At 70.8% G+C, this 19,340-nt stretch carries 20 protein-coding genes and 1 pseudogene; 7 read left to right on the top strand and 14 right to left on the bottom strand.

What is annotated here, in order from left to right; all coding sequences use genetic code 11:
• Window positions 1–2: 2 nt before the first annotated feature.
• From ON41_RS34145 to ON41_RS34115, 7 genes are all read right to left on the bottom strand, one after another.
• Window positions 3–344 (bottom strand): hypothetical protein, encoded by a 342-nt coding sequence (locus tag ON41_RS34145; protein ID WP_051163140.1) that lies wholly within the window; start codon window positions 342–344, stop codon window positions 3–5.
• A 19-nt stretch (window positions 345–363) separates the two neighbouring features.
• Window positions 364–666, bottom strand: a complete 303-nt coding sequence (locus ON41_RS34140; protein WP_040752627.1) for a hypothetical protein — start codon at window positions 664–666, stop codon at window positions 364–366.
• Window positions 667–688: 22 nt separating this feature from the next.
• Window positions 689–2,197, bottom strand: a complete 1,509-nt coding sequence (locus ON41_RS34135) for a class I adenylate-forming enzyme family protein (RefSeq protein WP_040752626.1) — start codon at window positions 2,195–2,197, stop codon at window positions 689–691.
• Window positions 2,198–2,363: 166 nt separating this feature from the next.
• Window positions 2,364–2,876: a hypothetical protein gene (locus tag ON41_RS34130; RefSeq protein WP_040752800.1), complete on the bottom strand. Its 513-nt coding sequence runs from the start codon at window positions 2,874–2,876 to the stop codon at window positions 2,364–2,366.
• 93 nt (window positions 2,877–2,969) lie between these two features.
• Window positions 2,970–4,145, bottom strand: coding sequence for an acyl-CoA dehydrogenase family protein (locus tag ON41_RS34125; protein WP_040752624.1), 1,176 nt, complete (start codon window positions 4,143–4,145; stop codon window positions 2,970–2,972).
• Complete coding sequence (locus ON41_RS34120) at window positions 4,129–5,127, bottom strand: acyl-CoA dehydrogenase family protein (protein ID WP_040752623.1); 999 nt, start codon at window positions 5,125–5,127, stop codon at window positions 4,129–4,131. The genes ON41_RS34125 and ON41_RS34120 overlap by 17 nt, the downstream gene beginning before the upstream one ends.
• Before the next feature lie 82 nt (window positions 5,128–5,209).
• Window positions 5,210–5,692 (bottom strand): MarR family transcriptional regulator, encoded by a 483-nt coding sequence (locus ON41_RS34115; protein ID WP_040752622.1) that lies wholly within the window; start codon window positions 5,690–5,692, stop codon window positions 5,210–5,212.
• A 252-nt stretch (window positions 5,693–5,944) separates the two neighbouring features.
• Between ON41_RS34115 and ON41_RS34110 the strand changes: the two genes are divergently transcribed.
• Genes ON41_RS34110 through ON41_RS34100 form a run of 3 tightly spaced genes read left to right on the top strand, consistent with a single transcriptional unit; the run spans window position 5,945 to window position 9,781 of the window.
• Window positions 5,945–7,039, top strand: a complete 1,095-nt coding sequence (locus ON41_RS34110; protein ID WP_063709999.1) for an enoyl-CoA hydratase/isomerase family protein — start codon at window positions 5,945–5,947, stop codon at window positions 7,037–7,039.
• Window positions 7,036–8,355, top strand: a complete 1,320-nt coding sequence (locus tag ON41_RS34105; RefSeq protein WP_051163138.1) for a CoA transferase — start codon at window positions 7,036–7,038, stop codon at window positions 8,353–8,355. The genes ON41_RS34110 and ON41_RS34105 overlap by 4 nt, the downstream gene beginning before the upstream one ends.
• 58 nt (window positions 8,356–8,413) lie before the next feature.
• Window positions 8,414–9,781 (top strand): amidohydrolase family protein, encoded by a 1,368-nt coding sequence (locus tag ON41_RS34100; protein ID WP_040752620.1) that lies wholly within the window; start codon window positions 8,414–8,416, stop codon window positions 9,779–9,781.
• A 78-nt stretch (window positions 9,782–9,859) separates the two neighbouring features.
• Here ON41_RS34100 and ON41_RS34095 read toward each other — a convergent pair whose 3' ends face one another.
• From ON41_RS34095 to ON41_RS34085, 3 genes are read right to left on the bottom strand one after another with little or no spacing between them, the layout of a single operon-like run.
• The gene (locus tag ON41_RS34095; RefSeq protein WP_040752619.1) at window positions 9,860–10,717 is read right to left on the bottom strand and encodes an LLM class flavin-dependent oxidoreductase; all 858 of its coding nucleotides are present in this window, start codon (window positions 10,715–10,717) and stop codon (window positions 9,860–9,862) included.
• A gap of 12 nt (window positions 10,718–10,729) precedes the next feature.
• Window positions 10,730–11,689, bottom strand: coding sequence for an adenylate/guanylate cyclase domain-containing protein (locus tag ON41_RS34090; RefSeq protein WP_051163136.1), 960 nt, complete (start codon window positions 11,687–11,689; stop codon window positions 10,730–10,732).
• Window positions 11,690–11,733: 44 nt separating this feature from the next.
• Window positions 11,734–12,570: a mycofactocin-coupled SDR family oxidoreductase gene (locus tag ON41_RS34085; RefSeq protein WP_051163134.1), complete on the bottom strand. Its 837-nt coding sequence runs from the start codon at window positions 12,568–12,570 to the stop codon at window positions 11,734–11,736.
• Window positions 12,571–12,745: 175 nt separating this feature from the next.
• Here ON41_RS34085 and mftR point away from each other — a divergent pair, with 175 nt between their 5' ends.
• The 4 genes from mftR to ON41_RS34065 all read left to right on the top strand — a co-directional run bounded on the left by mftR (window position 12,746) and on the right by ON41_RS34065 (window position 16,018).
• The gene (gene mftR, locus ON41_RS34080) at window positions 12,746–13,351 is read left to right on the top strand and encodes a mycofactocin system transcriptional regulator MftR (protein WP_040752617.1); all 606 of its coding nucleotides are present in this window, start codon (window positions 12,746–12,748) and stop codon (window positions 13,349–13,351) included.
• A 112-nt stretch (window positions 13,352–13,463) separates the two neighbouring features.
• Entirely contained in the window at window positions 13,464–14,717 is a 1,254-nt protein-coding gene (locus ON41_RS34075) for an amidohydrolase family protein (protein ID WP_040752616.1), read from the top strand.
• Between the two features lie 56 nt (window positions 14,718–14,773).
• Entirely contained in the window at window positions 14,774–15,601 is an 828-nt protein-coding gene (locus tag ON41_RS34070) for an acyl-CoA thioesterase (protein WP_051163132.1), read from the top strand.
• Window positions 15,602–15,619: 18 nt separating this feature from the next.
• Window positions 15,620–16,018 carry a DUF427 domain-containing protein gene (locus ON41_RS34065; protein WP_040752615.1) on the top strand — a complete coding sequence of 133 codons (399 nt, stop codon included), beginning with the start codon at window positions 15,620–15,622 and terminating at the stop codon, window positions 16,016–16,018.
• A 118-nt stretch (window positions 16,019–16,136) separates the two neighbouring features.
• Here ON41_RS34065 and ON41_RS34060 read toward each other — a convergent pair whose 3' ends face one another.
• The 4 genes and pseudogenes from ON41_RS34060 to ON41_RS34045 form a co-directional block, all read right to left on the bottom strand.
• Window positions 16,137–16,733 (bottom strand): TetR/AcrR family transcriptional regulator, encoded by a 597-nt coding sequence (locus ON41_RS34060; RefSeq protein WP_040752613.1) that lies wholly within the window; start codon window positions 16,731–16,733, stop codon window positions 16,137–16,139.
• Between the two features lie 102 nt (window positions 16,734–16,835).
• On the bottom strand, window positions 16,836–17,432 hold the full coding sequence (locus ON41_RS34055; protein ID WP_040752612.1) for an Rv1363c family protein: 597 nt from the start codon (window positions 17,430–17,432) through the stop codon (window positions 16,836–16,838).
• Window positions 17,433–17,479: 47 nt separating this feature from the next.
• Window positions 17,480–18,751 carry an MlaD family protein gene (locus ON41_RS34050; RefSeq protein ID WP_051163128.1) on the bottom strand — a complete coding sequence of 424 codons (1,272 nt, stop codon included), beginning with the start codon at window positions 18,749–18,751 and terminating at the stop codon, window positions 17,480–17,482.
• Window positions 18,748–19,340, bottom strand: a pseudogene (locus ON41_RS34045) (MlaD family protein); the annotation flags it as partial. The pseudogene ON41_RS34045 and the gene ON41_RS34050, both read right to left, overlap by 4 nt.

The following is a 19,340-nucleotide window of genomic DNA, read 5'->3' as shown; positions in this document are numbered from 1 at the left end:
AGTCAGTCTGCCGTCTTCTCCGAACCCCGTGCCCGCCAAACGGATACGGCGAGGCTCGCCATGTCCAGTGCCGGACTCAGCCCTATCTCCCCACTCGCCGCCCGTGCCTGAAATGCCTTGACTACCTCGTCCGGGTCGCCGGAGAGGTCGTAGACGGCTAGGTAGCGGTGGGGTGGGGGGTCGCCGCCGGGGAGGGCGGCGGGGGCCAGGTCGAAGCGTTGGCCGCTGAGGACGCCGGGGACGGCGGTGACGTCGGCCAGGTGCTGGGTGTCGTACCACTCGTTGAAGGCGTCCTCCTGGCCCGCTACCGCGTTGGAGAAGACGAGCATTTTCGAATTCGGCACGGCGGCGCCGCCTTTCGTGTCAGTCGCTGGCCGGGAGGGGTTTTGCTTCCTTCAGGGCCAGCGGGGTGGCGCCGACGCTGAGCGTGCCCTTTCCGGCCTTGGTGACGAGGATTTCGGCGCCGGAGTCGTCGACGTACCGCTTGCCCAGCTGGTTACCGTCGGCGAGGCTCGTGTCGAGCTGGGCGCCGGCGGCCGGTTGCTCCGCGATCGGAATCATCGGCACGCCACCGGCGCGCAGGTCGTCCAGCCCGTCCGACGCCTTGACCACGATCACCTCGGTGTCGCACACCTGGCTGCGCAGCCGGGTCCCATTGTTCACCATTGTCGTCCTTTCCTGACGCCGATCACTTCTTCGACGCCGCGTCCATCGCGGGCCCGTATTCCTCTACGAGGGTGCGCCGCAATACTTTTCCGGTCGGTGTGGCGGGCAGCGAATCACGGAATACGACCCGGTCGGGTGTGCGGGAACCGCGCAGCCCCGCGCGGACGTAATCGCGCAACTCCTCCGGATCGGGCGCGGCGCCGGACTCCGGCACCACCACCGCCACGATGATCTGCCCCCACTGGGCGTCCTCCACGCCGACCACCGCGACCTCGCGCACGGCCGGATGTTCCACCAGCACGTCCTCGATCTCGGCGGGCGCGATGTTCTCGCCGCCGCGAATGATGGTGTCGTCCGAGCGGCCGCCGAGGAACAGGTAGCCGTCGGCGTCGAGCATGGCCACGTCCTTGGTCGGGAACCAGCCCTCGGCATCCAGCACCGAGCCGATCCCGGTGTAGCGGCCGGAGACCTGCGGGCCGCGCACGTAGAGTTCGCCCGTCTCGCCCGCGGGCAGCACCCGGCCGTTCTCGTCGCGGATCTCGACCTCGATACCGGGCACCGGCCGGCCGACGGATCCGAGCCGCCGCACTACCGCGGGATCGGTCGCCGCGCGGGCGGCGCGATGGTCGTCGGGACCGAGGACCGCGATGGTCGAGCTGGTCTCGGTCAGCCCGTAGGCATTCACGAAGCCCACCTCGGGCAGCAGGTCGATCGCCTTGCGCAGCAACGGAAGCGCGACCTTGGACCCGCCGTACGCGAGGTTGCGCAGCGTCGGCAGGGTGGCGCCCGACCGCTCCAGCTCCGTCACGATGCGGTCGAGCATGGTCGGGACCACGGTCGCGGTCGTCACGGATTCGGCGTCGATCAGGGCGACCCAGCGGGCGGCGTCGAAGACGGGCAGGTACACCATGCGCCGCCCGGCGTACAGGTTCGACAGCGCCGCGCCGACGCCCGCGACGTGGTACGGCGGCACGCAGATCAGCGCGGCGTCGGCGGGCTCGGCGGAGTCGAATTCGACCGTTCCGGTGATGTAGCTCAAGAGGTTCTGGTGCGACAGCTCGACCGCCTTCGGCGTCGAGGTAGTGCCCGAGGTGAACAGCACGACCGCGGGCTGATCGGGGTCCGGGTCCACCGCGACCGGATCGGCCGTCGCCGCCGCGGCCACGAACTCCGCGGAGGGCACGACCCGGCCGCCGAATCCCGAGACGATGTCGTGGTATTCCTCGTCGCACACCAGCAGCGGCTCGTCGAGCCGGGCGACCAGTTCGCGCAGGGAGTCGGCGCTGAGCCGGTAGTTCAGCGGCGTCACGGGGACGCCCGCGCCGGCCGAGGCGAAGATCAGCAGCGGCAGCAGATGCCCGCCGGTGCCGACGTAGGCCACGCTGTGCGCGCCGGATGCCGCGATCACCCCGGCGCCGCCCTGCGCGAGGGCGTGCAATTCGCCGGTGCTCCAGCGGATCTCGCCCGAGACCACCGCGGTGCGGTCGGGATCGCCGGACAGGGCCATATCGAGCAGGAGCGAGACGGTCATGCCCGCACCCCGCTCCCCGCGCGCGCGATTCGCTCACTCCGACCGCTCATTGGCACCCTCTCCGCGACAGCCGCCCGACCCGTCGCACGCAGCGGCGCGGATCGTCCCGGCAATTTCGTGATATCGCCATTCTCCTCAAACGAGAATAACATATTCGCGCCTGTACTCAGCCCGCCGAGACGAGGTCCGTGCCGCCCCACGGCCCGGTGAGCAGCAGTTCCCCGCAGCGGAACAGTTCCACGCCGCCGATCTCGGCCGCCGGGTCACCCGCCGCCGTGAGCGCCGCCCGCTTGAATGCCTGTGCCGCGACACTGAGCCGATGCTGGACCGCGCCGAGCCGGCCGTCGAGTTCCGCGGGCAGGTCCCCGCCCCACACCACGACCTCGATGAGATCGCGGTCCAGGCATTCCAGGACGCCGCGGCGCACCCGCTTGTCGGAGACGAACAGCTCCGGCGCCACCGCGACGACATGCGGCCAGGTGTCGTGCACCGGCGAGGCCAGCGACGCCTCCAGATCCAGCACCGTGGCGCCGAGAATCCGCAGCGGCCGCACCTCGGTGGCGTCGGCGACCAGAACGGTCACCTCCCAGCCCGCCATCGTCCGGTCGCACAGCCAGCCGCCGATCCGCCGCACGGCATCGGCGGCGTTCGGCGCGACCACCGCCAGCCGGTAGCGCAGCAGATGTTCGCGGGCGTGCGCCCGCCAGCCGGAGGTGGAGTACACGGTGCCGAATTCCCCTGCGCCGGAAGGGATCTCTCGAACGTTCATGGGTCAACCACGCGGCAGGCCGAGCACACGCTCGGCGATGATGGTGCGCTGGATCTCCGAGGTGCCGCCGGCGATGGTGCCGGCGAAACTGCGGGCGAAGCGCTCGAACCACCCGGCCGAGTAGTGGTCCAGATTCCACGGACTCGGGTCGGAACTCGTCGACGGATGGGCGAAGCCCTCCTCCCCCACGGAATCCAGCGCCGCCTCCGAGGCCGACTGGATCGCCTCGGATCCCAGCACCTTGAGGATCGACAGCGACGGGACGTCCTGTTCGCCGCGCGCCTCCCGCGACAGCGCCGCCGAACCCAGCAGCCGCAGCGATTCGGTGTCCATCACCAGCCGCGCGTAGGCGTCGTTGTCGATCGCGTCGCGCGGGTGGAAGTCGCGCAGCAGATCGTCCAGCCGGTCGGCGTAGCTCAGCCACAGCATCGTGCGCTCGTGACCGAGCGAGCCGTTGGCCACCGACCAGCCCTTGTTCAGCTCGCCGACCAGGTTCTCCGCCGGCACCCGGACGCCCTCGAAGTAGACCTCGTTGAAGTCCAGGTCGTCCGGCGAGCACACCGAGGCGAACGGCCGCCGGGTCACCCCGGGCAGATCGGTCGGGATCAGGAGAACGCTGATGCCGCGGTGCTTGGGCGCGTCCGGGTCGGTGCGGACGAAGGTGAGCAGCACGTCGGCGTCGTGCGCGCCGGAGGTCCACACCTTCTGGCCGTCGACCACGAATTCGTCGCCGTCGCGCACCGCCCGGGTGCGCAGCGAGGCCAGGTCCGAGCCCGCGCCCGGCTCGCTCATGCCGAGCGACGCGGTGATCTCCGCCCGCAGGATCGGCACGGCCCAGCGCCGCTTCTGCTCCTCGGTGCCGAACGACAGCAGCGAGGCGGCGACGATACCGACGCCCTGCGGGTTGAAGCTGTGGTAGATGCGGCGCTTGGACAACTCCTCGAGGTGCACGTACTGCTGCAGCACCGAGGCGTTGCGGCCGCCGAATTCCGGCGGGTTGGCCGGCAGCAGCCAGCCGTTGTCGAACAGCAGGCGCTGCCAGCGCCGGGCCCAGTCCGGCACATCGGAACTCGACTGCGAGCGCTGCCCCGTCTCGGCGGCGTCGGGCAGGTGTTCGGTGAGGAAGGCGACGAATTCGGCGCGGAACGCCTCGACGTCGGGATCAAACGAGAGCTGCACGGTACTCCTCCGCGATCAGTGCCCGGTGCGAGGCCGCGCCACCGAGCATCAGCTCACCGGCCTTGGCCCGTTTGAGCGCGAACTGTAGGTCGTTCTCCCAGGTGAAGCCCATGGCGCCGAACAGCTGCAGGCCGTGGCGGAACACCACCGACTGGCATTCGCCCGCCGACGCCTTGGCCATGGACGCGGCCAGCCGGCGCCGGGGGTCGTCGGCGGCCAGGCACAGCGCGGCGAAATAGCCCAGGGCACGGGCCCGTTCGATCGCGATGTGCATATCGGCGGCCTTGTGCTTCACCGCCTGGAACGAGCCGATGGGAGCGTCGAACTGGCGACGGGTGCGTACGTGCTCCAGCACGAGGTCGAGGATCCGCTGGCAGGCGCCCACGGTGGTGAGCGCGATGCCGGTGAGGGCGTGCTGGCGGGCGCGCTCGGGATCGGTCTCGCACCGGTCGCCGGGCCCGACCCGCACGCCGTCGAAGGAGACCTGGGCGAGGTGCAGGACCGGATCGAAGATCGCGTCGCGCGTCGCCGTGACCGCCGCCGCGGGCACCGTGAACACCCCGGCGTCGGTGGCCACCGCCAGCCGCTGCGCGCGGTCGCCGTCGAGGACGTGCCGGGCGGTGCCGTCCAGCCGCCAGCCGTCGCCGCCCGCGGTGGCCGTGACACCGGAATAGACCGCGGCGCCGGGCTGTTCGAGCTTTCCCTGGTTCCCGGCCAGCGGGGCGTACTGCGTCATCGTCGCCAGGAACGGCGTGGGATCGGTGGCGCGCCCCAGTCCTTCGAGCACGATGGCCAGCTCGACGGCCAGCGCCGGATCGGACAGTTCCGTCCAGCCGACGTCGGCGTAGGTCTGCCACAGCGTGCCGGGCTCGACCTCCTTGTCGACGACATCCCTGATCAGCGATGGCGGGCAGGCGCGCGCGGTCACCTCGCGCACCGTGTCGCGCAACATTCGCTGGTCGGCGTCGAACTCGAAGAGCATCGCGGCCTCCCTTCCTTCGCGGCCCCGCGGGCAGCGTCATGAGAATGTCATTCTCTCACAGGGAGAGTATATTTACGACCGATCAGCCGCGCAGCGCCTGGGTCTCGCTGACCCGATCGGTCGCGCGGGCGAAGGCCGCGTTCACGTCGCGCACGAAGGCGACCAGGGCCGCCAGCGTCTCGTCGTCGCGCGGGAGGCTGTCGCCGAGCGCGGCGAGTTCACCGAACAGCGGCGCCAGCACCACCTCCGCACGCACCGCGACGAGTTCGACCCGCACCCGCCGCCGATCCGCCGAATCCCGGCTCCGGCGCACGTAACCCGCGCGTTCCAGCCGGTCGATGACGGTGGTCACCGCGCCGCCGCGCGCGATGCCGAGCTGGTCGGCCAGCTGGCCGGGTGTCAGCGGCCCCCGCATGCGCAATAGATTCAGGCAGGTCAGATCGGTGACGGTGATACCGAGGCGCGCCGCGACCGCCGAGTGGAACACCACCGTGCGGGTAGCCTGCACCCGCAACTCCTCGCGCAGCACGTCCACGTACTCGGCGCGCGTGTTCTCCGACGGCATCGGCGTCCTCCTTTCCTGCGGTGTGGCATTGCCACCCGTCGATCGAGAGAATACCATTCTCACAGAGAACTAAGGAGCGTTCCATATGGGGTAGAGACCAGCCGCGGCAGCCCGCCACCCACTACGGCCATTCCGCTGGAACCCCATCGGCCACGGGTGCGAGCATCGTGGCAGGGCGCGCACGGGGTCCGGACCATCCCGCAACACGGACCCCGTGCCCGCGCCATCCGCCCGGAGCAGAAAGTACCGCGCATGATCGATACGACCGGCCTGGACCTCGGCCCCGACGGAAGGCCCGGCGCGCCGCTGGTCGTCCTCGAGCCGCGGGCGCGGGAACTGTCCACGGCGGAGGCGGTACGGCTGGCCGCGACCGTGGACCGCGCCCTCCCCCTGGTGGTCGTGGCGCTGCGGGAACCGCCGACGCCCGAGATGCGCCCGCTGCTCAGCGCCGCCACCCTGACGCTCACCGAGCACGCGGCGCCGGACCGGTGGCAGCAGGTCGTCCGGGTGCCCGATCTCGACTCGGCGGTCGAGAGCCTGCGGCGGGCCGTCGCGCACGCGCCCCGCGCCGCCGTCGCCTGCGGCCAGTTGCTGCGACAGACTTCCCGGTTGCCGACCACGCCCGCGCTGGCCGCCGAGGCCGCGGTCTATTCGATGCTGCTGGGAGGCGCCGAATTCGCCGCCTGGCTCGCCGAACGGGGCCCGGCCCGGCCGATTCCGGCGCCCGATCGCGACCCCGTCCTGCTGCGGCGTCTCGGTGATCGGCTGTCGATCACGCTCGATCAGCCGGGCCGCCGCAATGCGCTGGGCACGCGGATGCGCGAGGAACTGCTGTCGGCGCTGCAACTGGCGGCCGCGGATCCGGAGATCGAGTCGATCGAGCTGAGCGGGAGCGGTCCGGCGTTCTGCAGCGGCGGCGATCTCGACGAATTCGGGATCGCCACCGATCTGGTGGCCGCCTATCTCGTTCGCCTGGATCGCGCGCCGTGGGCTCTCATGGATGGCCTCGCCGGGCGGCTCACCGCGCGTGTGCACGGGCCGTGCATCGGGGCGGGTGCGGAGATCGCCGCGTTCGCGGGCACCGTGATCGCCGATCCCGGAACCTGTTTCCGATTCCCGGAGACGCACATGGGTCTCGTGCCCGGTGCGGGCGGCACCGTCGCCGTTCCTCGCCGCATCGGGCGCTGGCGTGCCGCCTGGCTCATGCTCACCAGGGAATCGCTGCCCGCCCACCGAGCCCTCGAGTGGGGCCTGGTCGACGAGGTCGTCCCGGACGGCCGCGAGATCGCCGGGGCCGTTTCCGCGTGGGCGGGCGAGCCCACAGGGCGATCGGAAGGCGCTGGATGAGCGGGCAGCGGGCAGGCAACACGTCCGCGGAGGTCGTGCGGGGATGGATCCGGTCGCTCGGAATCGACTGCGGCCCAACCGAGTCGGAGACGGATGGCGACTGCGCGGCGCTGGCGTGGGCCGCTTCCGGGGCCATGGCGATGACCGGTTTCGGGGAGGGGCCGCCGGTGCTGTCGCCCGCTCCGGCGTTCGGCTTGCTGACCGAGGTCGCGCGGGCGTTCGGCGCGGTGACCGAGCTGATCGGGGAACGCGTCGAGCCGGATCCCGCCGCGGTGTTGTCCCGCCGGGTGGAGGGCGACGGGCGCGCGCGTCGCGGGCAGCGGTCCGCGGGCGGGAGCAGCCGGCTGCTGCGGGCCGCGAACGGCTGGTGTGCGGTGACATTGAGCCGGGCCGACGATATCGACGCTGTCCCCGCGATCGTCGGCGATGCGGGCGGATCCGACCCGTGGGAGGCGCTCGAGGCGGCGGCCGCGCGGTGGCCCGCGGCGCATCTGGCCGAACGGGGTCAGCTGCTGGGGGTTCCCGCCGCCGCGCTGCCGGCCGTTCTGCGGCGCCGCGTGCCCTGGCGCGGCAGCCGGATCGCCGAGCCGGTGGCCGGGCGAAGTCTCGGTGACTGCGTGGTGGTGGATCTGTCGTCGCTGTGGGCGGGACCGCTGTGCGCGCGGCTGCTGGGCCGCGCGGGGGCGCGGATCATCAAGGTGGAGAGTGTCCATCGGCCCGATGCCGCCAGGGCCACACCGGAATTCTTCGACCACCTGCATGCCGGCCACGAGTTCGTCTCAGTCGACTTCCGCTCCGAGCAGGGCCGCCGCGATCTGGGGGCGCTGATCGACGCCGCCGATATCGTCATCGAGGCGTCCCGGCCGCGGGCGCTCGATCAACTCGGTCTGGGGCTCGACGCCCGCCCGCACCGGCCGGGGCAGGTGTGGTTGAGCATCACCGGATACGGCCGGGACCATCCGATGCGCGTCGCGTTCGGCGACGACGCGGCGGTGGCGGGCGGCCTGGTCGGATACCACCGGGGCGAGCCGGTCTTCTGCGCCGACGCCGCCGGTGATCCGCTGTCTGGGATCTGCGCGGCGCTGGCCGCCGCGACGGCGGTCGCCGCGGGCGGCGGCGTGCTCCTGGACCTGTCGATGCGCGACACCGCGGCCGCCTTCGCGACCGCGCCCGCCCTGCCGCACGGACCGCACCGGGTGATCCCGCACGGCCCGGACGGCTGGGCTGTCGCCTGCGACCACCTGAACCGCACGCAACAGGTACTGCCCCAGCCTCTTTCGCTACCAACGGCCCCAGCGGCGGGCGACCTCGGATGAACCCGTCGTCATCTCGCTCGTTGCGCTGCCCGGTCGAGGTCCGGCGCGGTGATCGGCGATGCTGATTCGGAATGCGGTGGTCTTCGGGAGGGCCGATACCGACGTGCGGTGGGCCGGTGAGCGCATCACCGAGTGCGGACAACGCCTGCGAGCGAAGCCGGGTGAGGACGATATCGATGCGCGCGGCGGGTGGCTGATCCCTGGGCTGCACGATCATCACACGCACGTGCGGGCGACGGCCGCGGTCGCGGAGTCGGTCCGGGTCGGCGGCCCGGAGGACGTGGCCGACCGGCTGCGGCAGGCCGACCGGGAGCTGCCCGCCGGGGCCTGGATTCGCGGCGTCGGGTATCACGACGGCCCGGCCGGGACCCTCGATCGGGACACGCTCGACCGGATGGTGCCAGGGCGGGCAGTGCGCGTCCAGCATCGTTCCGGAGCGTTGTGGATCCTCAATTCCCGGGCGTGCGAACTCCTGGATGTGGACGACTGCTCACTGCCCGGGGTCGAACGTGCTGCGAGCGGGCAGGCCACCGGGCGGCTGTGGCGGATGGACGCCTGGCTGGCCGGCCGTGCGGGCGGCGGCGCTCCCGACCCGGCACGGGTCAGCGCCGAGGCCGCCGCGCGCGGAATCACCGGATTCACCGATGCGACACCGGATCTGACGCAGGCCGATATCGACCGGTTCGCGGACCTGGTCGCGGACGGACGGATCGTGCAGCGGGTGCACTGCATGGCCCCGCCGGACATCGCCGATCCTGGCATCGCCCGTTTCACCCTGGGCGCCACCAAATTCCTGCTGGACGACACCTCGCTCCCGCCGCTCGACGACTTCGCCGAGGCTGTCCGCACGACGCACGAGTCGGGCAGATCCGTTGCGGTGCACTGTGTTACCCGCGTGCAGCTGATCCTGACCATGGCCGCCCTCGACGCCGCGGGCATCCGGCGCGGCGACCGTGTCGAACACGGTGCGATCGTCCCCGCCGACTCGATGCCGTGGTTACGCGAGCACGGCATACCGGTGATCACTCAACCGCACTTCCCGGTCGAACGCGCCGAGCAGTACGCCCGCGAGGTGCCCGCCGACGAGCGGCCCGACCTGTGGCGGCTGCGGTCACTCCTGGCGGCCGGCGTCGGCGTCGCCGCCGGAACCGATGCCCCCTTCGGCGACGCCGACCCCTGGGCCGTGATCCGGGCCGCCGTCCACCGGACCGCCGATCCCGCTGCGCCCGAATGCGTTTCGCTCCCCACCGCCGTCGCGTTGTTCGCCGGTGAACCGCAGCGCCCGGCTCGCCGCCGCACGATCGCACCGGGAACCCTCGCCGACCTCACCCTCCTGCGCCCGCCTCCGGACGAGGTCCTCGACACCCCCGCACCGGATCTCGTGGCCGCCACCATCGTCGGCGGAACTCCGGTCTACGTCGCCTGATACGGCTATTCCCCCGGTGCCATGACCCCGATCACCGACTACTCCCCGCTGCCATGGCACCGATCACCGACTCGCCGACTACTCCCCCGGTGCCATCGCACCGATCACCGACTCGCCGAATTCGGCGAGGGTCGGGGGCGGGGCGAAGTCGGAGAACCAGACGTAGAAACGTTCCACGCCGAGGCGGGTCAGGGCGGTGAAGTGGTCGATCAGTTCGGGGGCGGTGCCGCAGTGGAGACCGTCGCCGAGATAGCCGAAGCGGCGCGCGCTGCGTTCGCGGACCTCGTCGGCGGCGTCGCCCGATCCGATGAAGCCGATCATCTGCTGTATGGAGACCCGGGCCCGGCCGGTCGAGGGCGCGAGTTCCGGCAGGCGGCCGATCTCGGTGGCAGGGAGGTTCCACCAGGTCGCGTAGTCACGGACCAGATCCAATGTCCTCGGTCCCACGCCGCCGATCACCAGGGGTATCGGGGTGGTCGGCCGAGGCGGCAGCACCTCGTCGTCCGTGCCGTCCGCACCCCAGTACCGGGTCAGCGCGCGCAGCGTATGCCCGAGCCGCTCCCGCCGCGCGGCCGCCCGCTCCTCGGTCACGCCGAACCGCACCAGTTCCCGCGGCACCGATCCCGAGCCCAGGCCGAGTTCGAATCTCCCTCCGGACGCCTCGTGCAGCGTCACCGCCTGTTTCGCGAGCACGGCCGGGTTCCGGAAGGCATCGCACAGCACGAGGTGGCCGATCCGCAGCCGGTTCGTCCGGGCCGCCACCCAGGTCGCCACGGTCATCGCCTCCCACAGCGGCTGCCGTTCCGCGCCGGGCGCCTGGAGGTGATCGATGAACGCGACGCCGTCGAATCCGACGGCCTCCGCCGCCTGCGCGCGCTCGACGATATCGGCCACCGGCAGGCGCACCTGCGGCAGGAACAGGAAGAACTCGGCCATGCGTACCTCGTCTCAGTTGCGGTCGACCAGCGCCGGCCGTACCGTGCCGATGCCGCGAATCTCGGTGTCCGGCAACGGCGTCAGCCGGAAGCCGGGATGGGCCGCCAGTTCCCGCGCGACCGCGGGCGCCGCCAGCACCGTGCCGGGCTCGGCCAGGGTGGTCAGGCGGCTGGCGAGATTGACGGTGTTGCCGAAGATATCGCCCAGATACCGGACCACCGGCCCCCACGCGACGCCCACCCGCAGCCCCGGAATATCGGCGTCCCCGGCGAACTGCGCGATCAGCCGGGTGCCGATCTCCGCGACGGCGGCCGGATCGTCCGCGGTGAACAGGACCTCGTCGCCCAGCATCTTGACCACGTTGCCGCCCGATTCGAAGATCACCTGTGTCGACCGGAATTCGAAGCGGCCGACGATGCGGGTCAGCTCGCTGTCCCCGCGGGCGCGGCTCAGTTCCGTGAAGTCGACGATATCGGCGAACCCGACCGCCACCGACGTGTCCGGGCCCGGCTCGGCGCTCTCCTCGAAACCCCGTATGGCGCCGGATAATTGGCGGACCCAGATCTGCCCGAGGACCCGCTGCACCTCCGGCATCCGCTGCATCATCTGATGCACCACGTCGATGCCACCGGCCCGCGCCCGGGCCTGCTGGCTGGCCAGGATCTCCACCTGCAAATGCGCCAGGTGCGCGATCGCCCGCGTCAGGACGCGGGTCAGGCGCAGCGTATCCGCCTCGGCCATCACCCCTTCGGAGACGTAGCCGCTGATCGTCCGGAGCAACTGCACATCCGACGCGCCGAACGCCACCGCCTCCTCGTCGATCGGCGGATAGCCGAGCGCGCGCCAGTACTGCCGGGCCTGCGCGAGCGGGATGCCGACGGCGGACGCGGCCTCCCCGGCCGTATAGCGCAGCGGCTCACCGAATCCGGGCAGCAGGGGCGGCCCGTCGACGCCGTCGCGGGGCGCGGACATGGAACTCCTTCACAGATCCCGCACACCCGCGGGGAACGGGTCGGTCACAGGGCCAGACCGCCGTCGACCGGAATCACCGAGCCGGTCATCGCGCTGTTGTCGGCGCCGGCCAGGAAGGCCAGGACCGCGGCGATCTCGGCGGGCTGGAGCAGGCGGCCGACGGGCTGCTGATCGGCGAAGCGGGCGGCGTCCGGCATCCCGTACATCCGGGCCGTCTCGTCCAGGATCGCGGTGTCGGTGGAGCCGGGGCTGACCGCGTTCGCGGTGACGCCGGTCCCGCCGAGTTCCGCGCCGAGCGCGCGAATCAGTCCCGCCACACCGGATTTCGCGGCGCAGTAGGCCGCCAGCAGCGGCAGGCCCTTGGTCGCGGCGGCCGACGCCACGGCGAGGAAGCGGCCCGACCGCGGTTCGGGGCGCTCGAGCAGCGCGGGGACGGCCGCCCGTGCCAGATTCACGACCCCGCCCAGGCAGACGTCGAGCACCGCGCGCTCCTGATCGATCGGCATGTCCCACAGCGGAACTCCGCCCGCGATGACGCCGGCCGCGCCGACGGCGGCGTCCAGTCCGCCCCACGTGTCCACAGCCTCGGCCACGGCCGCCCGCAGTGCGTCGGGGTCGCGGACGTCGGCCACGAACGGGCGCACCGCGCCGACCCGGTTGACCCGGCCCCCGGCCTCGGTGGCGACCGCCAGCAGTTCCTGCTTGGTTCCCATCGGATACGGCAGCACCGCGTCGTCGGCGGCCATATCCACCGCCAGCACCGACCAGCCCCGGTCGGCGAGGGCCAGCACCGTGGCGGCGCCGATCCCGCGCGCCGCGCCGGTCACCACGGCGACCCGCCGATGTCCGCTGCCGTTCACCACATTTCGAGCCCGCACCATGGCGCTACTCCTCTCCCCGCCCGCCGTCATGTCCCGAACGCATCACGCCACCGCCGTTCCGTGCCACTGCTCGACCTGGCGCGCGAGGGCGTCGATGAGAACTCCCGGGAGCCGGATTTCCGTCATCGTATGACAAAACGGAAATATTATTCTCCCAATACGGTAATGTCACTTCGTGTCAGAAACAAGGGGCGGCCGGCCCCGGGGGACCAACCGCCGCGAACTCGAACTCATCGCCCTGGAACTGTTCACCGCCCAGGGCTTCGAGGAGACGACCGTGGAGCAGATCGCCGCCACCGCCGGGGTCAGCGGGCGCACATTCTTCCGCTACTTCGACTCGAAGGCGGCGGTGCTGTGGTTCCGGTTCGACGGCGAGGTCCGCGCACTCCGGGCGCTGCTCGACGAGACCCCGCCCGGCCTCGGCCTGTTCCCCGGCATCCGCCGGGCCGTGCTGGCGGCCAACGACTACCGCGCCACCGACATCCCGGAACTCCGGCTGCGAATGAGCCTGCTCAGTACCGTGCCGGATCTGATCGCCAGCGCCGCGGTGCACTACGAGGCATGGGAGCGGGCGATCAGCGAATTCGCCGCGCGGCGCACCGGAACCTCGCCGGATTCGCTGTATCCGCTCGTGGTCGGGCGGGCGACGCTGGCGGTGTGCCGCGCCGCCTACGACAGCTGGGTGCGGCGAGCCGACGCCGATCTGACCGCGTATCTGGACAGCGCGCTGTGCGCGCTGGCGGCCGGGTTCCCCGACACCACACCCAGCGCCGACACCTGAGTGTATCGTCTACCCCATTGGCGAGAGTATGATTCTCACGAGGGGAGATTGCTGATCTCCCGCCGCGATCGGGGTCGACCCGTCCGAACTAGCACGAGCAGCGAGGAGTCCCGTGAACATCGACGACATGATCCTGGTAAGCATCGACGACCATGTGGTCGAACCGATCCACATGTTCGACGGCCACGTCCCGAAGAAGTGGGCCGACCTGGCCCCGAAGGTCGTCGTCGACGAGAAGGGCATCGACCGGTGGGTCTACCGGGACCGGCCGACGGGCGTCACCGGCCTCAACGCCGTGGTCTCCTGGCCGCCGGAGGAGTGGGGTTACGACCCGGCCGGCTACGCCGAGATGCGCCCCGGCGTGTACGACGTGCACGAGCGCATCCGCGATATGAACGCCAACGGCATCCTGGCCTCGATGTGCTTCCCCACCTTCGCCGGATTCAGCGCGGGCCACCTGGCCTACTTCAAGGACGAGATCACCGTCGCGATGATCCAGGCGTACAACGACTGGCACATCGAGGACTGGGCGGGCGCGTACCCGGGCCGGTTCATCCCGCTGTCGATCCTGCCGCTGTGGGATCCGACGCTGGCCGTCGCCGAGATCGCGCGCGTCGCCGCGAAGGGCTGCCATTCGGTGTCCATGCCGGAGCTGCCGCACCTCGACGGCCTGCCCAGCTACCACGACATGGAGTACTGGGGCCCGGTGTTCGAGGCGCTGTCCGAGCACGACACGGTGATGAATCTGCATATCGGCCAGGGCTTCCGGGTGCTGAACCTGGCGCCGAACGCGCCGATCGACAACCTGATGGTGCTGGCGCCGAGCGTCTCGCTGATCGCGGCCCAGGATCTGCTGTGGGGGCCGGCGTTCCGGACCTATCCCAAGCTGAAGGTCTCGTTCTCCGAGGGCGGCGTCGGCTGGATCCCGTTCTTCCTCGATCGCTCCGACCGGCACTACACCAACCAGAAGTGGCTGCGGCGCGACTTCGGCGGCAAGCTGCCCAGCGAGGTCTTCCGGGAGCACACCCTCTCCTGTTACGTCACCGACCGGACCTCGCTGAAGATGCGCCACGACATCGGCATCGACAACATCGCGTGGGAATGCGACTACCCGCACTCGGATTCGATCTGGCCCAACGCGCCGGAATTCGTGCTGGAGGAGCTCCAGGCGGCCGGGGCCGACGACGCGGATATCAACAAGATCACCTGGCAGAACGCCTGCCGCTTCCTGAACTGGGATCCGTTCCAGCACATCGCGAAGGACCAGGCGACGGTCGGCGCGCTGCGCGAACAGGCCAAGGACGTCGACACCTCGACGACGTCGCGCAAGCAGTACGCCGAAGCTTACGCGGCGAGGGCGAGCTGACGGCGGCGGAGCGGCCCTCCGCCCCGGGCTGGAGCCAGCGGGAGCTGGTGCGCCTCATGGACGTCCGGCCGTGCGGCGGGGGCCTCTACCACGCCCCCGCCCACGGCCCGACCGAACGCAACGTCGTCGAGGCCGGGCAACTGCTGGGCAGTGCCGTGGTGGCCGCCGCCAAGGAGGTGCCCGGACAGCGGGTCACCTCGGCGTCGATGATCTTCTCGCGGGTGGTGGAGCACGAGGCGCGCTATGCCGTCGAGGTCGAGGCGCTGCGGTCGGGGCGCACCTTCACCACCGCGCAGGTGCGGGTACTCCAGCACGACCAGATGTGCTGTGCCGGAATGGTTCTCCTCGACGCCGGGGCGGCCGACCTGGTGCACTCGGCGGAGCCGATGCCGCACGTCACTCCCCCGGAACGGCTGCGGCCGCTGGCGATTCCGGGCACCGAGGTGGACGGCCGCGAGATGCGCGTGGTCGACGACGCCTACGACCCGGACCCGCAGCGGATCGGGCCACCGGAGCTGTACGTCTGGACCCGGTTCCGCGACGCTCCCGAGCACGACCACCTGCACGCGGCGCTGCTCACCCAGTCGATCACGCACTGGACGGTCGCGGCGGCGATGCGACCGCACGCCGGATTCGGCGAGGCCATGGCGCACCGGTCGATCTCGACCGGAATCACCATGGCCACCATCACCTTTCACGACGACGCGGACGTGACGGACTGGCTGCTGTACGCCACCCGGGCCACCTACACCGGCCGCGGCCACGCCCACAGCGAGGGACGCGTGCACACCCGGGACGGCCGGCTGGCCGCCTCCTACACCGTGCACGCGATGCTGCGCGGATTCCGCACGCCCGGCGCCGCGGCCTCCGCCACCGCGCTCTGACACCGAGGAGACGAGATCGTGCCGCAGTCAGGCTTCGTCGACTGGCCGGACTACCGGGTCGATATCCACCGAATCCGCAATTCGATCCGGGTCGTCCGTGACGAGCAGGTGCTGGCGGAGACGACCGCGGGGCTGCTCGTCGCCGAGCAGGACCACGGGATCGCCTTCTATCTGCCCGAATCCGATGTGCGGATGGACCTGCTCGTTCCCGATGAGCAGACCAGCCGCTGCCCGTTCAAGGGGACGGCGCGGTACTGGCGGACGGCCGCGGGCTCGGAGCCGATCGCCTGGGAATATGCCGAGCCGTATCCCGAGGTCGCCCTGCTGCGCGGGCATATCGCCTTCTATCAGGACCGTGTGCGACTGGAGGTCGGGGTGGCCGTGCCGGCGGTGAGCGCTCCCTACGCCAAGGGCTAACGCCTACCACTCCGGCCCGCCCCCTTTCCCGGCATGCTTTTGGCCGGAATCCATCGCTGCCACCTGTGGATTCCGGCCAAAAGCGTGCCGGAAGCAAGAGCGTGGAGGGCCAGCTTGGTTAAGCGGGCTCTGATTTCGTCTCTTCGAGGCGGGTCAGCTGGCGCTCGACGAAGTCGAAGGTTTCCGCGTGGCCGCCCGTGACACCGAGCGCCTGTTCGAGCATGAGGACGCGGGACAGTCCTGCGGTCAAGACCGCGAAGACCTCCGGGGGCAGGGCGTCGACGTCGAAGTCGTAGCGCCGCAACGCCGTTCGCAGGGCGGTGATCTCCGCCTCGCGGAAGCGCATCGAGTAGTCCTTCAGGGCCGACCGGATCGCCTGGCGGTGGTTGGCCAGGGCGACGAATTCCATGGTGAGCTTCGCCGCGTCGGGCGCGGTGCTGAACTCCCACAGCGCGCGCAGCGGATTCGGCGAGGCCAGCGCCTCCGCCTGCCGCCGCAGCCCCTTCTCGGCGCGGCGGTCGAGCACCGCCAGCAGCAGGTCGTCCATGGTCCGGAAGTAGTAGTAGACCAGCTGATACTTCAGGCCCGCGCGGCGCGCGACGCTGCGCGAGGTGACCGCCGCGTACCCCTCCTCCAGCATGAGCTGCTCGGCGGCATCCATCAGGACCGTGCGATTCTTGGCGTCGGGCGCGCCGATCCTCCTCGGCGATGCCATGTCGAAACCTCCCTCGTCCGCACCTGCCTGCACCGCGAAACTCGCAGTTCGGCTGCTACGCCATGCTAATCACATGATCAGTTCGGCGGGGAGAGAGGTGTCCTAGGGCAGTTCGACCTTGGCGGCCAGCCAGCGGTCGCCGACCTTGTCCATGGTCATGAGGATGCGGTTGCGGTCGATGCGGGGCTGGGGGTTGGTCACGTTCGTGATCTCCGCGTCGACGAACAGCATGATCACGGCGTGGTTCTCCGAGGCGGATTGCACGCTGGCGGCGACCACGTGCCCCTTGCTCACCGATTTCGCCTGCAGCAGCATCGGTTTCAGCTGATCGGCGGATTTGCTGTACATATCCTTGAACTCGCCGGTGGCGCCGTTCAGGACGGCCGCGATATCGGGGTCCAGATGCGCGGAGTCGATACTGGTGAGGACGACCGCGTAGTTCTGCGCGGCGTCCAGGGCCGCCCGGCCCGCGTCGCTGCGATCGTTGCGGTTCTCCAGCTTCCAGCCGAAGACCACCGCGAACACCACGGCGACCACCAGAAGCGCGATCAGCACCGCGGTCAGCGGGCTCGGCAGCCGCTCCCGCCACGATCGCGCGGACTCCGTGGCGGCCTCGGTGCCGGCGGCCGCCGCGTTCTCGTCCTCGGACGACGGTGCGGCGGAATCCTTTTCCGGCGTCACCACCGATGTGCTGTTCATGGATCTCTCCCATCGTCACGGGTCGCGGGTCACGCGACCCTGAAGCGCTATCCCCCCGGCACGAACGGGCCACCGGGGGTGGTCGGAAGGCTGTACGGCCCGGTGGGCGTCGGATCGGCGCGCTGCGCCGGGTCCACGCCGGGCGGAATCGTGGCGGTGTCGTCACCCGGCGGGCGCGGGGCATTGGCCGCGCCGCGCGGCAGCAGCGACGGATCGGGGTTGGTGCACCGGGCGTGCAGGTACGGTTCCGGATAATTCGCCGCCGAACCCGGGTCGCGGGGCAGGTCGTAGTCGCACGCGTACTTCGGGTACGGGCTCACGATGGCCCAGACCGCGCCGTCGTGCATGGCGGAACGGATGGCGTCCAGGGTCGAGCCGGTCCGCTGCTGCGGCCAGAAGAACTCTTGCATCGCCGGGATGTGTTGGTAGGCCATCTGCGAGGTGGTGGTCAGGTTGCCCAGCAGCTGCACCATGGTCGGCGAGTTGTCGGCGATGATCGTGTCCGCCGCGGCCAGGGCGTTCGGGCCGTTGCCGGCCAGCGTCCGGTAGCCGCCCGTCATCGAGTCGACGCCCGCCGCGGTCTGCGCCAGATTCCCGGCGGTCGCCTGTAGTCCCGGATTCATCTCACCCACGGTGTGCAACACCGCCTTGCTGTTGTGCAACAGCGAAACGGTCTGTGGCAGCACCGAATCCAGCGTGGAGAGCATGAACATGCCGCCGTCCACGACGGCCGCCAGCTTCTGCGGACCGTCCGAGCCGCCACCGACCTCGTGGACGATGGCCTCGATCTTCGCCGGATCGATCTGCGTCAGCGTGCCGCTCATACTGCCGAGCACGTCGGCCATGGTGGTCGGCGTCGAGGTGTGATCCGGGGTGACGACCGCGCCGTCGGACAGATAGGGCCCGCTGTCGGCGGTGGGCAGGAAGTCCAGGAACTGTTCCCCGGCCGCCGACAGCGACGAGACCCGTACATCGCCGCCCGAGGGGATCCGCACGCCGGAGTCGATCGCGGCGACGGCGACGACCTTGTCGCCGTTCACGTCGACCGACCGCACGCGCCCCACCCGCACGCCGCGCAGCGTCACGTCCTGCGCGGGCAGCAGGCCACCGGATTGCGCCAGTTCCACGCGCACCTGGTACTGCGAGCGGAACGGGTTGATCCGCAACGAGCCCATGGTCAGGTACCCGGCGCCGAGGACGAGCACGGCCACCAGCCCCAGGCACGAGGTCAGCAGGCTGTGGCGCGACACCAGCCGCGCCGAGTACACCAGCGCTCGCGCCGGCGGCTCCATCACGTTTCGTACGACTGCTGTGATCATCGGCCCGGCTCGACTCTGTCCTTCAGACGGTTGAGGGTGTAGGTCAGCGATCCGACGAAATTCGTCCAGTCCGTGGCGTCCGGCACCCGCCCGCCGGCGTCGCCGGGACTGTTCGGGTCCGGGGTCGCGCCGACCGCGAGCTGCGCGATGTCGACGTTCACGTGGGCGGACGACGCGTTCGTGACCTTCATGATGAGCGGGACGAGCCCGATGAGGCCGTCCAGATTCGCGCTGGGGGTGTTGGATGCGACGTTCAGCCCGTCGGCGAGCTTGTTCATCGAGTCGATCAGGCTGCGGTCGTTGGTGCCCTGGATCGAGGGGAACTTGGCGATCTGCGCGGAGATCCGGTTGACCTGGCCGACGAGGTCGACGATGTTCTGGGTGTTGTCGCCGATGACCTCCAGCGCGGGCCCGGCCGAGGCCATCGCGTCGGTCACGCTTTGTCGCTGCCCGGCCAGTGTGGCGCTCAGATCGCCTGTGGTGGCGAGGATGTCGCGGATGCGGTCGGAGCGGGCGGCGAGGTTGTTGACCAGGTCGCGGGTTTCGCGGATCAGGGTGGCGAGGCGGTCGCCGCGGCCCCCGACGGCTT

This window comes from Nocardia transvalensis NBRC 15921 (assembly GCF_000308875.1).
In the GTDB taxonomy this organism is placed as follows: domain Bacteria; phylum Actinomycetota; class Actinomycetes; order Mycobacteriales; family Mycobacteriaceae; genus Nocardia; species Nocardia transvalensis.
Note: the sequence above shows the minus strand (reverse complement) of the source record. Positions and strands in the feature narration are given on the sequence as shown.

Bases quoted from the DNA above. Each gene is read 5' to 3' on its own strand.
- ON41_RS34115 (WP_040752622.1), bottom strand. From the start codon at position 5,692: ATGCCGTCGGAGAACACGCGCGCCGAGTACGTGGACGTGCTGCGCGAG.
- ON41_RS34055 (WP_040752612.1), bottom strand. From the start codon at position 17,432: ATGAACAGCACATCGGTGGTGACGCCGGAAAAGGATTCCGCCGCACCG.
- ON41_RS34095 (WP_040752619.1), bottom strand. From the start codon at position 10,717: ATGGCCGAGTTCTTCCTGTTCCTGCCGCAGGTGCGCCTGCCGGTGGCC.
- ON41_RS34120 (WP_040752623.1), bottom strand. From the start codon at position 5,127: ATGCTCTTCGAGTTCGACGCCGACCAGCGAATGTTGCGCGACACGGTG.
- ON41_RS34110 (WP_063709999.1), top strand. From the start codon at position 5,945: ATGATCGATACGACCGGCCTGGACCTCGGCCCCGACGGAAGGCCCGGC.
- ON41_RS34140 (WP_040752627.1), bottom strand. From the start codon at position 666: ATGGTGAACAATGGGACCCGGCTGCGCAGCCAGGTGTGCGACACCGAG.
- ON41_RS34135 (WP_040752626.1), bottom strand. From the start codon at position 2,197: ATGACCGTCTCGCTCCTGCTCGATATGGCCCTGTCCGGCGATCCCGAC.
- ON41_RS34105 (WP_051163138.1), top strand. From the start codon at position 7,036: ATGAGCGGGCAGCGGGCAGGCAACACGTCCGCGGAGGTCGTGCGGGGA.
- ON41_RS34085 (WP_051163134.1), bottom strand. From the start codon at position 12,570: ATGGTGCGGGCTCGAAATGTGGTGAACGGCAGCGGACATCGGCGGGTC.
- ON41_RS34070 (WP_051163132.1), top strand. From the start codon at position 14,774: ATGGACGTCCGGCCGTGCGGCGGGGGCCTCTACCACGCCCCCGCCCAC.
- ON41_RS34090 (WP_051163136.1), bottom strand. From the start codon at position 11,689: ATGTCCGCGCCCCGCGACGGCGTCGACGGGCCGCCCCTGCTGCCCGGA.
- ON41_RS34060 (WP_040752613.1), bottom strand. From the start codon at position 16,733: ATGGCATCGCCGAGGAGGATCGGCGCGCCCGACGCCAAGAATCGCACG.
- ON41_RS34050 (WP_051163128.1), bottom strand. From the start codon at position 18,751: ATGATCACAGCAGTCGTACGAAACGTGATGGAGCCGCCGGCGCGAGCG.
- ON41_RS34100 (WP_040752620.1), top strand. From the start codon at position 8,414: ATGCTGATTCGGAATGCGGTGGTCTTCGGGAGGGCCGATACCGACGTG.